The following is a 13,714-nucleotide window of genomic DNA, read 5'->3' as shown; positions in this document are numbered from 1 at the left end:
CCCTTCCAGCATTCCGGCGAAGTCACCGAGCATGACCGTGGCCGAGGCCAGGGATTCGCACGCGTTGGCCAGCAGGGATTCGGTGTCGGTTTGCGGGTTGACCCTGAACATGCTGCTGGGGGTGTAAGGCGTCGCCATGATGTGCGCGGGCGCGAGGTAGTGGTCGAGGGCGCGTTCGGCGGCTTCGTGGAGTTTTCTGGAGTTGAGGGATTCGTAGGGTGACACCGGGTCTGTGGCCGGCGGATTGGGTGGGGTTTCGGACATGAGCGGGAACTCCGATCGAGGCACTTTGAAAGAATGATGACCTGTAGGAGCTGCCGAAGGCTGCGATCTTTTGATCTTGCTTTTAAAAAACAAGATCAAAAGATCGCAGCCTTCGGCAGCTCCTACAGGTGGACCGGGCAGTTAGTTCGGGATGCGGCCGCCGTCCAGCACTCGGTTGACCATCAGTTCACTGAGCATGATCACCTGATGCAGCATCAGCATGGCCCGGCGCTGTGGGTTGTCGACGACGTCGCCGATATCGCGGGCCATATCGCTGGCGGCCGCTAAGGATTCGCAGGCCTCGACCAGCAATGTTTCTTCGTCCACGGTGGGGTCGATGAGGAAGATTCTGTTCGACTTGCATGACGAGGCTGTAGGGATCGAGATCTTCAATGCGCCGGGGTTGAGGTAGAAGTTGATGGCGCGGTCGGTCGCGGCTTTTATCTTCTGTGGGTCGAGGGCCGGGTCGTATGGAATTGGATCGACGTCCGGGGGGTTGGGTGTGGCTTTGAACATAAATATCTAATTCCTGATCAAGGGCCGCGACCGTTCTCTACTAAAAGAAGGGTGGCGGCTGTGCGCAGGTTAGTAGACCGGAGGAATTAGCAAGACCGGCGCGCTCGAGAGCGCCCTGCGCACAACCACCATCGAAGTACAGGCATAGATACGCCTGACTTTATGGGACTCATGCACTTACTAAAACCATACGGGCTACTAAACCCGACCACCGATGGGCAGTGGCAGGGAAACGATATAGCGCAGGGTATGGTCGTGTAAGCCGGCGGATTCTGGCGTACGCGTAGGTAACGGCGCAAGGCGTTGTAGCCGTTATGGCGTAACGGTTCGTGTACTTTAAACGTCCTTGCGGGGTTACGTTTATGTTCGAGGTTTTGCTCGGTTGTTTTGCTGTTGTCTGGTCGAACGCCTTCGCGAGCAAGCCCGCTCCCACAGGGGATTTTTGTCAGGGCATATAACCCATGACCAACGCAGAGCCAATGGCTCATGGCAACACCCACTCCCACAGGTTTCCTGGCGGCTCCGATGATTTGTGTTCAGGCCTGAGGCATCTGGAAGGAACTGCCACCCCACTGCATCAGTCGCATGAGAAGGAAGCCGTTTTTTCAGAGGAGTGAACGTGTCCAGCGATCCCAAGCGTCACGCCGTTGACGCCCCCGTCATCCATCGCTTGCGTGTGCTGACGGTCAATACCCACAAGGGTTTTACCGCCCTCAACCGGCGCTTCATCCTGCCGGAACTGCGCGAAGCGGTGCGCAGCACCTCGGCCGATCTGGTGTTTCTGCAGGAGGTGGTGGGCGAACACGAGCGGCATTCCAATCGCTACAACGAATGGCCGCAAACCTCGCAATACGAATTTCTTGCCGACAGCATGTGGAGCGATTTCGCCTACGGGCGCAACGCGGTCTATCCCGATGGCCACCACGGCAATGCCCTGCTGTCGAAATACCCGATCCGTGAATACCGCAATCTCGACGTGTCGATCACCGGCCCCGAGCGCAGAGGCTTGCTGCACTGTGTGCTGGACGTGCCGGGCCACGCCGAAGTCCACGCGATCTGCGTGCACCTGAGTCTGCTGGAAAGTCATCGCCAATTGCAGTTGCAGCTGCTTTGCCAGTTGCTCGAATCATTGCCCGACGATGCGCCGGTGATCATCGCCGGCGACTTCAACGACTGGCAGTTGCAGGGCAACGTAGCCCTGGCCCGCCGCGATTACCTGCACGAAGCGTTCGAACGCCACCACGGCCGTCCCGCCAAGACCTATCCGGCCCGTTTTCCGCTGCTGCGCCTGGACCGCATCTACCTGCGCAACGCCAGCAGCCACGACCCGCAAATCCTTGGCAACAAACCGTGGACGCACCTGTCGGACCATTTGCCGCTGGCGGTGGAAGTACATCTTTAGTTGCGGTTCTGACATGACCGTTAGTCAGGCGTACTTGAAGGCAGATCAAAACCATCTACACCTAAAACAGCTCAAGGAGTAGCGCATTCAATTCGTTAGAGCATGGATTTCATGTAGTGCCTCAGTAGCAACGCGAGGCCGATCCTGTGCTCGTTCAAGGATGATTTCCCCGAATTTGGCCGTAGGGAATCGCCATGACGCGCTACTCCAGATACCTGCGGGCATTGCCGCAGACGCTGTTCTTGCCTGCCTCGCTATTGCTCGCCAGTTCACCCGCCTCCGCCGCTTGCTCACTGGTTCCGGGTCCCGGCAACGACGCCTTCACCTGTGACAGTGGCACCAGCGGTTCGCTGACCGATCTCGCGGGCAAAAACAGCCTGACCCTGCCCGCCAACGGAACCGGTCTGATCAACGGCAACGTGACCTTTGGCGCCGGCGCTGACCGGGTCGTCATCAACTCCGGAACCATCACCGGCGCGGTCAACCAGGGCGCCGGCATCGACGATTTCGTCATGAGCGCCGGCTCCATCGGCTCGCTGGCCCAGGGCGATGGCCGCGACACCTTTCTGATGACCGGGGGCACCATCGTCGGCGCCTTCGAGGACGGCGATGTCGCGCGTATGACCGGCGGCACCATCGGCCGGGTCGACATGAAACTCGACAATAATATTTTCGACCTGTCCGGCGGGCAGATCCTCGGCAACCTGGTCACCGGGTTCGGCACCGACACCATCATCGTCTCCGGTGGCCGCATCGGCGGCAATATCAGTGTCAGCGGCGGCAACGACAGCATCACCGTGACCGGCGGCGAAATCGTCGGTGAAATCCGCGCCAGTGTCGGCGACGACACGTTGCTGTGGGACGGCGGCGGCATCATCCGCTCGGCGATCCTGATGGGCGACGGTAACGACAGCGCGACATTGCGCAACCTCGATGACAGCGTGCTGGCGCTGACCCCCAACGTGGATGGCGGCACGGGCAACGACACCCTGACCTTCGACAACTCCCGCACCGCGCTGCCAGCGCGCTTCAGCAATTGGGAAACAGTGAACCTGAACAACGGCTCGCAACTGGACCTGGGGTCGAGCAGCCTGGTGCTTGGCGATGCCGTCAGCGGCAGCGGTGTGCTCAACGTCGATGCCAGCAGCAGCGTGTTCTCGACCCAGGGCGCCGTGTCGCCTGCCGTGGCCGGCCAGGCCGTGACCTTCAACAACGCCGGGGTCATCGACCTGACCCGCAACAACAGCCGCACCGATGACACCCTGACCATCAATGGCAACTACGTCGGCAACGGCGGCCAGTTGCTGCTGCAAAGCGAACTCGGTGCCGACGGCGCGCCCAGCGACAAACTGGTGGTCAACAACGGCAGCTTGAGCGGCGCCACCGTCATCTCCGTCACTAACATCGGCGGGCTCGGTGGGCTCACCCAGGCGAACGGCATTCAAGTGGTGCAGGCACAGGGTTCCACGGTCAGTACCAACAATGCCTTCAGCTTCAACGGTCCTGTGTCCGTCGGGGCTTACGATTACTACCTGTTCAAGGGCGGTGTCACCGCCGGAACCGAAAACAGCTGGTACCTGCGTTCTGCCGTGGTCGCGCCGCAAGCCGTCAGCGTGCCCAACCCTGATCCGAGCCTGCCGCCGATTCTGGTGCCGGTAGTGGCGACCCCGGTCGTCGCGCAGATCACGCCTGTTGCACCCGCCCCCGGCGAACCCGCGCCGCCCATCGCCAGCCCTGAGCTACCCGTACTGCCCGTGCCGCCCGCCGCCGTGGCGGGCGCCGCGCCGATCCCGATCTATCGTCCGGAAGTGCCCAACTGGTCGGTGCTGCCCCCTGCCGCCGCGCAGTTGACCTTAAGCGCGCTCGGCACGTTTCACGACCGTCAGGGCGATCAACGCCTGCTTAGCGAAACCGGTGCCTTCGGTGCCGGTTGGGGCCGCGTCTACGGCAAAAACCTCGACCAGACCTGGGCCGGCACCGTTACCCCACGCCTGAACGGTTCGCTCAATGGCTTTCAGGTCGGCAATGACCTGTACAGCGCGCAGACGTCGGGCGGGCAAACGCAACGCATCGGCCTGTTCGTCGGCCACAGCCGGATTCAGGGCGATGTCGACGGTTTCAACGAAGGCTTCGAAAACAACAGCGCGGGCAAGATCAAACTCGAGGGCGACAGCTATGGCCTGTACTGGACGCTGACCGATCCGTACGGCTGGTACATCGATACCGTGGCGATGGGCACGCGTTTCGACGGCGACAACCGCTCCGACCGTGGGCTGAAACTGGACAACCGCGGGCATGCCCTGACGCTGTCCGCCGAAGCTGGCTATCCGTTTGCGCTCAACGACACCTGGGTGGTCGAGCCGCAAGTGCAGGTGATCCACCAGAAAATCTCCCTCGACAGCCAGGACGATGGCATCTCGCGAGTATCATTCGACTCCGACGGCGCCTGGACCGGTCGCCTCGGCGCCCGGCTCAAGGGCCGTTATCAGGTCAATGGTCTGCCGTTGGAACCGTATCTGCGGGCCAATCTGTGGCACACCTTTTCCGGCACTGATTCGGTGACCTTCGACGGCACCGATACCATCAACACTCAGCAGAAATCCTCGACTGCGGATATCGGCCTCGGCGTGGTGCTGACGCTCGACCGTGCAGTGAGTGTTTATGCGAGTACCGATTACAGCAGCAACATCGACAGCAATGACCTGCGTGGTCTGGCGGGAAATCTGGGGGTACGGATAAGCTGGTAAGCGCCTTCACGCGGTGTCACAACCGACGCCATCGCGAGCAGGCTCACTCCTACAGGGAAACGCATTCCAAAATGTAGGAGTGAGCCTGCTCGCGATGACAGCGACGCGGTTGCGGATCAGCCTTCCGGCTTGAGAATCAACACCGCCAGCGGCGGTAGATTCAACTCCAGCGACAGCGACTGGCCATGGCTCGCCACCTCTTCGGTAAACGCCCCGCCACCATTGCCATAGTTGGATCCGGCGTAGGTGTCAGCATCGCTGTTGAGCAGTTCGTTCCAGCGTCCGGCGAACGGTACGCCGACCCGGTACGACTGACGCGGCACCGGGGTGAAGTTGGCCACCACCAGCACCGGTTTGCCGTCCTTGCTCCAGCGCAGCCACGCGTACACGCTGTTGATCGCGTCATCGCCGATCAGCCACTGGAAACCCTGCGGCGCATCGTCCTGATCGTGCAGCGCCGGTTCCTCGCGGTACAGGCGATTGAGGTCGCCGACCAGTTTCTGCACGCCTTTGTGTTCCGAGTATTGCAGCAGGTACCAGTCCAGTTGCTGATCGTGATTCCACTCACGCCACTGGCCGAATTCGCAGCCCATGAACAACAGTTTCTTGCCCGGATGGGTCCACATGAAGCTCAGGTAGGCGCGCAGGTTGGCAAATTTCTGCCAACGGTCACCGGGCATCTTGTCGATCAGTGAGTGCTTGCCGTGCACCACTTCGTCGTGGGAGATCGGCAGGATGAAGCGCTCGGACCAGGCGTAAACCAGGCCGAAACTCAATTCGTTGTGGTGATGCGCGCGGTACACCGGATCCTGCTGGATGTAGTGCAGCGAATCATGCATCCAGCCCATGTTCCATTTGTAGGCGAACCCGAGACCGCCCTGCTGGGTGCTCTGACTGACGCCCGGCCATGCGGTGGACTCCTCGGCGATCACCAGCGCCCCCGGGGCTTCCAGCTCGACCACGTCATTCAAGTGGCGGAGGAAATCGATCGCCTCCAGATTCTCGCGCCCGCCATGGCGGTTCGGCACCCATTCGCCGGCCTTGCGCGAATAGTCGCGATAGAGCATCGAGGCCACCGCATCAACGCGCAGACCGTCGATGTGGAAATGCTTCAACCAGTGCAGCGCCGACGCCAGCATGTAGCCGTGGACTTCGGTGCGCCCCAGGTTGTAGATCAGCGTGTCCCAGTCCTGATGGAAGCCCTCCAGCGGGTTGCCGTATTCATACAACGCCGTGCCGTCGAACTGCGCCAGACCGTGAGTGTCGGTAGGAAAATGCGCTGGCACCCAGTCGAGAATCACACCGATATCGGCGCGGTGGCAGGCGTCGACGAACTCACCGAACTGTTCTGGCGTGCCATATCGGGCACTCGGGGCGAATTGCGAGAGCAACTGATAACCCCATGAGCCGCCAAACGGGTGCTCCATGATCGGCATCAGTTCAATGTGGGTGAAACCCAGTTCCTTGACGTAAGGAATCAGCCGCTCGGCCAGCTCCGGCCAAGTGTACTGGCGGGCGACTTCGCCCAGATCGTCCAGCTCGCATTGCCACGATCCGGCATGCAATTCGTAGATCGACAGCGGTGCCGAATGCTTCTGCCGCTCGCGGCGGCCGTTCATCCAGTCCTGATCCTGCCAATTGATCTGCAACGGTGCGGCGACTTTCGAGGCGGTGTCCGGCGGCAGGCTGGTGGCCAGGGCCATCGGGTCGGCCTTCAACGGCAGGATGCCGTGGGCGCCAAGGATTTCGTACTTGTACAACTCCCCCGCCTGCAGGCGCGGAATGAACAACTCCCAGACCCCGGATGGATGGCGCAGGCGCATCGGATGGCGGCGACCGTCCCACACGTTGAAGTCACCGACCACCGACACCCGCCGGGCATTCGGCGCCCACACGGCAAAACGCACGCCGTCGACGCCATCGACCGTCGTCAATTGCGCGCCGAGGCAGCTGCTCAGATCACGGTGATTGCCTTCGGCGAACAGATACAAATCCATTTCGCCGAGCAACTGACCGAAGCTGTAGGGATCTTCCGCCACCTGCTCGCCGCCGGCCCAGCGGGTGCGCAGCAGATACGGCCGCGCCTGCGCGAAATGGCCGACAAACAGCCCCGGGGTTTCGGTGGCGCTCAGTTCACCGCGCTCTTCGCCGCTGTCCTTGTCCAGCACTTCAACTTTCAACGCCCCCGGCAGATAAGCGCGGATGAATTGCCCGCCGGCCCCATCGCCGTGCGGGCCGAGAATGGAAAACGGGTCGTGATGTTCGGCGCGCACCAGCGCGTCGATGTCCTGCGCCGCCGGCAGTAACGCTTCTTTAGCGTGACCCTGTTCCTTGTTCGAGAAACTCATGACTACTCTCCACCAAGATCGGAAAAGGGTTTAAGCCCTGTCAATAACCCATACAAACCGTGCAACGGCACGGGCAGCCACGTGGGGCGATTTTCGGCTTCATAGGCCACTTCATAGGCCGCCTTCTCCAGGCCGAACAGCGCAAGCGCAGCATCGGCACCCGCAGGATCCTGCCAGGCATGATCAAGACTAGCTGCCGCTTGGCGATATGCCTGAACAAATGCCTCGCGCGCCTCACGCAGATAGCGCTCGGCAACCCGATGGCGGGCCGCTTCGGACTCTGGACTGTGATCGACGTTGTGCACATTGATGGTCATCGCCGCTGCGTAATCGAAGGAACGCAGCACGCCGCTGACGTCTTTGTACGGACTGTGTTTACCGCGCCGTTCGTGCAGCGGCCGCGCCGGTTCACCCTCGAAGTCGATCAGGTAGGCATCGCCCTTGATAACCAGCACCTGACCCAAGTGCAAGTCGCCGTGGACACGGATACGCAAGCCGCCCACGGCTTCTTGCGCGAGCTCCTGCACATGGCCGAGGATGACCTTTTTGTTGTCCAAGAGCCGCGCGACCATTTTCTGATCCGCCGCACTCAGATGACTTTGATGTTGCTTGAGCAGCTTCAAGGCATGCTCGACCTGCGCCGCAACGTCCTTGCCGGCGGCTTGAGCATCCTTGGCACTGGTGGTTTGCGGGGCGAAGTCGGGGTTGTCGGTTGGCGCCGCCAGCACCTGGTGCATTTCACCCAGACGCTGGCCGAGCATGCCGGCAAAGTCCTTCAGTTCGCCGAGGGCGTTGTAGTGCTGCTCCTGCTCGGACATCGAGTCGGCCAGCTCATCACGCAGCGCCCGTTCGAGGTTGTTCTGCGTCCATTCCCAGGCATCGCCCTGATTGCTCAGATAGCCTTGGGCGATCATCAGCAGATTGTCTTCGCCAGCGCCATCGCGACGGATCACCGAGCCGAGCAGCGGCGAGATGTTCTCGAAGCCGGCCTCGGTCAGGTATGCACTCATTTCCAGTTCCGGGTGCACACCGGAGGCGACCTTGCGGATCAGCTTCAGCACCAGGCTGTTGCCGATCACCACCGAACTGTTCGACTGCTCGGCCGACAGATAGCGCACTTCCGACTCGGCGCCGAGGCCGAGTTTTTCCAGCTTCGCGGTCGGCGCAAAACGAATCTCGCCCTGTTCGGAGTGGAGCACGGTGGCGCTCTGCATGCCTTGCAACACCGCGTGCACAAACGTTTCGAGGCTGAACGCATCGGTAATCAGACCGACCTGACGCCCGCGACGCACACGGGACAATGCCAGTTGCTGCGGCAACGCCGGCCCGACCTGATCTTCGGCGATGAAACCGAACGGCAGTTGATAGCGGCTGGTCTGCCCGGCGCTGGTGACTTCGATCTCGCTGAGCAGCACCGGATGCTGCGCATCGCCGAAGCGCACGCCGTAGGCCAGATTGACCTGCTCGATGGCTGCGTCCTTGCCAGCAAACCAGCGGCGGTTCTGCAGCCAGCTCGGCAGAATGCCCTGCTCCAGGGTGTTGCGGGTCGGCGCTTCGAGCAATTCTTCCATGCGTTTTTTCAGCACCAGCGTGGTGAAGTCCGGCAGGCTCTGCGCCGGTTCCACGTGCCAGCTCGGCATCTGGTTTTCCGTGGCCAGGGCGAACCAGTAGAAACCGTACGGCGCCAGGGTCAGGAGGAAATTCAACTGGCCAATCGGCGGGAACGCGTTACCGCCGAGCATCTCCACCGGGACCATGCCGACGTAGGCCGACAGATCGAGTTCCGCCGCCTGCGCGCTGCGCGACACGTTGGCCACGCAGAGGATGATTTCGTGCTTGCCGTCGGCGTCGGTGAATTCCCGGGTGTAGGCCAAAATCCGTCGGTTGCTCGGCGAGAGCATTTTCAGCGTGCCGCGACCGAAGGCCTTGGACTGCTTGCGCACGGCGAGCATGCGCCGGGTCCAGTTGAGCAGCGAATGCGGGTCGCCGGCCTGGGTTTCGACGTTGACCGACAGATAACCGTATTGCGGGTCCATGATCGGCGGCAACACCAGACTGGCCGGATCGGCGCGGGAAAAACCGCCGTTGCGGTCGATCGACCATTGCATCGGCGTGCGCACGCCGTCGCGGTCACCGAGGTAGATGTTGTCGCCCATGCCGATTTCATCGCCGTAATACAAAGTCGGCGTGCCGGGCATCGACAGCAGCAGGCTGTTGAGCAGTTCCACGCGGCGGCGGTCACGCTCCATCAACGGCGCCAGACGCCGGCGAATACCGAGGTTGATCCGCGCGCGACGGTCAGCGGCGTAGTAATTCCACAGATAGTCGCGCTCCTTGTCGGTGACCATCTCCAGCGTCAGCTCATCGTGGTTACGCAGGAAGATCGCCCACTGACAGTTGGCCGGAATCTCGGGGGTTTGCCGCAGAATGTCGGTGATCGGGAAGCGATCTTCCTGGGCCAGCGCCATGTACATGCGCGGCATCAGCGGGAAGTGAAACGCCATGTGGCATTCATCGCCGTTGACGCCCTCGGCATCGGTGTCACCGAAGTACAGCTGGGTGTCTTCCGGCCATTGGTTGGCCTCGGCCAGCAGCATGCGGTCAGGGTAATTCGCGTCGATCTCGGCACGGATCTGCTTGAGGACGTCGTGGGTCTCCGGCAGGTTCTCGTTATTGGTGCCGTCGCGTTCGATCAGGTACGGAATCGCGTCAAGACGCAGGCCGTCGATACCCATGTCCAGCCAGTAGCGCATCACCGACAGCACGGCTTTCATCACTTGCGGGTTGTCGAAATTCAGGTCGGGCTGGTGCGAATAGAAACGGTGCCAGAAGTACTGACCGGCGACCGGATCCCAGGTCCAGTTGGACTTCTCGGTGTCGAGGAAGATGATCCGCGTGCCATCGTATTTCTGGTCGTCATCCGACCACACATAGAAATCTCGCGCCGCCGAGCCAGGCTTGGCCTTGCGCGCCCGCTGGAACCACGGGTGCTGATCCGAGGTGTGGTTGATGACCAGCTCGGTGATCACCCGCAAACCCCGCTTGTGCGCCTCGGCGATGAAGCGCTTGGCGTCGGCCATGGTTCCGTAGTCGCTGTGCACGCCGCGGTATTCGGCAATGTCGTAACCGTCGTCGCGACGGGGCGAAGGATAGAACGGCAAGAGCCAGATAGTGTTGACGCCGAGATCGGCGATGTAATCGAGTTTGGCGATCAAGCCGGGAAAGTCGCCGATCCCATCGTTGTTGGAGTCGAAAAACGATTTGACGTGAACCTGATAAATCACCGCATCCTTGTACCAGAGCGGGTCTTTGATAAAGGTGGCTGCCTTGGGTTTCTTCGCCATGTGAAACTCCTGAAAAATTCGTCTCTGCACATAATGTGATCGTGCTGATACTTCTGTAGGAGCTGCCGAAGGCTGCGATCTTTTGATCTTGCTTCTAAAAAATCAAAGGCAAAAGATCGCAGCCTTCGGCAGCTCCTACAGGGGTCGGTGTGTGTCTTACGCGGCAGTAATCCGCCAAATCCCGAACGGCTGATACGCCGGGTCAATCCGCATGAACTGATACTTGCCATGCCAGTCCCAGCGATGCCCGTTCATCAAGTCCTCACCGTGGGTCGTCGCGTCGTCCGGCAGGCCCATCTCCCACAGCGGCAGTTCGAAACTGGCTTCCTGCACGTTGTGCGGATCGAGGCTCACCGCCACCAGAATGAAGTTGCTGCCGTCGAAGCTGCGCTTGCCGAAGTACAGAATGTTGTCGTTCCACGCGTTGTAGACCTTCAGCCCCAGGTGCGTGTGCAGCGCCGGGTTCTGCCGGCGGATTCGGTTGAGCTGGGCGATTTCGGCAATGATGTTGCCCGGCGCATTGAAGTCGCGGACGCGGATCTCGTACTTCTCCGAATCGAGGTATTCCTCTTTGCCCGGTACCGGCGCCGCTTCGCACAGCTCATAACCGGAATACATGCCCCACAGGCCCGAGCCCATGGTCGCCAGCGCCGCGCGGATGAGAAACCCCGGCCGCCCCGACTCATGCAGGAACGCCGGGTTGATGTCCGGCGTATTGACGAAGAAGTTCGGCCGGTAGCATTCGCGCCACGGCGACTCGTTGAGTTCGGTGAAGTAGGCCGCCAGCTCGGACTTGGTGTTTCGCCAGGTGAAATAGGTGTAGCTCTGGCTGTAACCGACCTTGCCCAGGCGCGCCATCATCGCTGGAGTGGTAAATGCCTCGGCGAGGAAGATCACCTCCGGGTGCAGTGCCCGCACATCGGCGATCAGCCATTGCCAGAACGGCAGCGGCTTGGTGTGCGGATTGTCGACGCGGAAGATCTTCACTCCTTCGTTGACCCAGCCAATGACGATATCGCGCAGCTCGACCCACAGACTGGGAATCGCCTCCGGCGCATAGAAGTCGACGTTGACGATGTCCTGATATTTCTTCGGCGGGTTTTCCGCATATTTGATCGTGCCGTCCGGGCGCCAGTTGAACCAGCCCGGATGCTGCTTGAGCCACGGATGATCCTGGGAACACTGAATGGCGAAATCGAGGGCGATTTCCAGACCATGCTCAGCGGCAGCGGCGACCAACCGGCGGAAGTCTTCGCGGGTACCGAGCTGCGAGTGAATCGCCTCATGACCACCCTCTTCGCTGCCGATTGCGTAGGGACTGCCTGGATCATCCGGGCCGGCCGTCAGGGAATTGTTGCGACCCTTGCGATGGGCGCGGCCGATCGGATGGATCGGCGTGAAATACAGCACATCAAAGCCCATGTCCTGAATCATCGGCAGACGCGCGTGCACGTCGTTGAAGGTGCCGTGACGGCTAGGATCGTCGGTGATCGAGCGCGGAAACAGCTCGTACCAACTGGCAAACTCGGCCAGTTCACGTTCGACGTCCATCGGGAATTCGGCGCTCAGGCTCAAGTAGGCGCGGTGATCGGCCTGGGCCATCAATTGCGCACTGCGCGGGTGCAGAAACAGCGCCACCTGCTCAGTTTCGAGCAGGCCGGACAATTCATGATGCAACGCGGCGAGTTGTTCGCTGAGTTGACCTTCGCAGCGCTCGGCGGCCTGCTGCACCATGCTGCGGCCTTCCTGCAGCTCCAATGAAACCGGGACGGCAGCGTTGTGCTTTTTCTCCAGTTCGTACTGGAAACTGGCGAAATGATCGATCCAGGCTTCGACGCAAAACACAAAGCGTCCTTGATGCTCGGGGCGAAAGCGCCCTTCCCAACTGTTGTTGCCGAGGTCGTTCATGACCTCGCTCTGCCAGGTCTCCGCGCCCTCCTCGTGCCAGCGGATGCGTACCGCGAGCTTGTCGTGGCCGTCGGCAAACACTTTGCTGGTGACGACGACGTCGCGACCGGCAATCGACTTGACCGCAAACTGGCCGCCATCAAGAGTCGGCATGGTGTTTTCGATCACGATGCGCGGCAGCAGCAACGCCTGCGACAGCGGCATATGCGGGTTGTAGCTCTGCTCTGAAGGTTTTTCAGCAGACATCGAGCATCTCTCCTTAACGCCCCAAGGACGCTCTTGTGCCGGATCGGTGGTCACAACGAGGCACCGGCCCCGACTTGAACTGACTTAGGTTCCGAGCGACCGGCGCGGGGAAAAGTTCACAGGGATTTGCCTGGACAAAAAAGCGGATCGAATTCATCACACGGTGGTCAATCCACTTAAGCACTTCTCACGCCATGTGCCACACGGAGGTCTACAGATGAACATCCCGATCCCGGCCGAAACGCCTGATCCGAACATCGATAAACCCACGCTGCCCGAGACCGAGCCGCAGCCGATCCCCGAACAGGAACCCCCGGGCACCACGCCACCGCCGAAGGAAGAGCCGCCGACGACGATGCCGCCGGTGATCGTCTAAGGACCCAACCGATCGTTCCCATCCATCATGGGAACGATCGGTTACAGGTGTTGGTTTTTCTCCCCATCCTTCTCGAACATCCTGACCACCCGCGGCATCACGCTGAAAATCCCCAACGCCAACAACGTGCTGAGCAACGCAGTCGCTTCCCTCCCCAGGCCGGCCGCCACCCCGATCGCCGCTGTCATCCACAACCCGGCCGCCGTGGTCAGCCCTCTGACATGGCCTTCATCGCCTTCCTGATTTTTCAGAATCGTCCCGGCACCCAAAAAGCCGATCCCGGCGATAACGCCCTGCAATACTCGACTCATCGCATCGGATTCAGCCCCTGAAGTCTGCGGCACCAGCACAAACAACGCCGCCCCCAACGCCACCAACATGTGCGTGCGTACTCCGGCAGCCTTGCCCTTGTGCTCACGTTCAAAACCGAGAATCCCGCCCAGCACCGCTGCCATCAACAGGCGCACGGTGATGCGTGTCAGTTGCGAGGCATCGCCGACGTCAGCGAATTCTGCTTGCAGCGTTTCCCACACTTCATCCCACCAAGCGTTCATCGCTCCGTC

Annotated in this window: 9 protein-coding genes; 3 read left to right on the top strand and 6 right to left on the bottom strand. The window is 61.1% G+C overall.

Features of this window, described 5'->3' with window-relative positions; translation table 11 throughout:
- Both AC27VU_RS18515 and AC27VU_RS18510 read right to left on the bottom strand, forming a co-directional pair.
- Window positions 1-264, bottom strand: a 264-nt coding sequence (locus AC27VU_RS18515; protein ID WP_488724622.1) for a DUF6124 family protein, incomplete at its 3' end; no start/stop codon positions are given.
- A 141-nt stretch (window positions 265-405) separates the two neighbouring features.
- Entirely contained in the window at window positions 406-780 is a 375-nt protein-coding gene (locus tag AC27VU_RS18510) for a DUF6124 family protein (protein WP_488724621.1), read from the bottom strand.
- 619 nt (window positions 781-1,399) lie between these two features.
- Between AC27VU_RS18510 and AC27VU_RS18505 the strand changes: the two genes are divergently transcribed.
- On the top strand, window positions 1,400-2,182 hold the full coding sequence (locus AC27VU_RS18505; protein WP_003224531.1) for an endonuclease/exonuclease/phosphatase family protein: 783 nt from the start codon (window positions 1,400-1,402) through the stop codon (window positions 2,180-2,182).
- 194 nt (window positions 2,183-2,376) lie between these two features.
- Window positions 2,377-4,929, top strand: a complete 2,553-nt coding sequence (locus AC27VU_RS18500) for an autotransporter family protein (protein ID WP_488724620.1) — start codon at window positions 2,377-2,379, stop codon at window positions 4,927-4,929.
- A gap of 116 nt (window positions 4,930-5,045) precedes the next feature.
- On the opposite strand, the gene glgB is transcribed toward AC27VU_RS18500, so the two are convergent.
- The 3 genes from glgB to AC27VU_RS18485 all read right to left on the bottom strand — a co-directional run bounded on the left by glgB (window position 5,046) and on the right by AC27VU_RS18485 (window position 12,775).
- On the bottom strand, window positions 5,046-7,277 hold the full coding sequence (gene glgB, locus AC27VU_RS18495) for a 1,4-alpha-glucan branching protein GlgB (protein WP_201137784.1): 2,232 nt from the start codon (window positions 7,275-7,277) through the stop codon (window positions 5,046-5,048).
- A gap of 2 nt (window positions 7,278-7,279) precedes the next feature.
- Window positions 7,280-10,621, bottom strand: coding sequence for a maltose alpha-D-glucosyltransferase (treS, locus tag AC27VU_RS18490; RefSeq protein WP_488724619.1), 3,342 nt, complete (start codon window positions 10,619-10,621; stop codon window positions 7,280-7,282).
- Between the two features lie 156 nt (window positions 10,622-10,777).
- Complete coding sequence (locus AC27VU_RS18485; RefSeq protein ID WP_488724618.1) at window positions 10,778-12,775, bottom strand: alpha-1,4-glucan--maltose-1-phosphate maltosyltransferase; 1,998 nt, start codon at window positions 12,773-12,775, stop codon at window positions 10,778-10,780.
- 217 nt (window positions 12,776-12,992) lie between these two features.
- On the opposite strand from AC27VU_RS18485, the gene AC27VU_RS18480 reads away from it, so the two are divergent.
- Window positions 12,993-13,151 (top strand): hypothetical protein, encoded by a 159-nt coding sequence (locus AC27VU_RS18480; RefSeq protein WP_003224520.1) that lies wholly within the window; start codon window positions 12,993-12,995, stop codon window positions 13,149-13,151.
- 41 nt (window positions 13,152-13,192) lie between these two features.
- Here the strand turns inward: AC27VU_RS18480 and AC27VU_RS18475 are convergent, their stop codons facing one another.
- Window positions 13,193-13,705, bottom strand: a complete 513-nt coding sequence (locus tag AC27VU_RS18475) for an MgtC/SapB family protein (RefSeq protein WP_488724617.1) — start codon at window positions 13,703-13,705, stop codon at window positions 13,193-13,195.
- Between the last annotated feature and the right edge of the window lie 9 nt (window positions 13,706-13,714).

The organism is Pseudomonas sp. 14P5.3.2 (assembly GCF_057799175.1).
The sequence above is the reverse complement of the archived record's forward strand: the minus strand, read 5'-3'. Positions and strand labels throughout refer to the sequence as shown.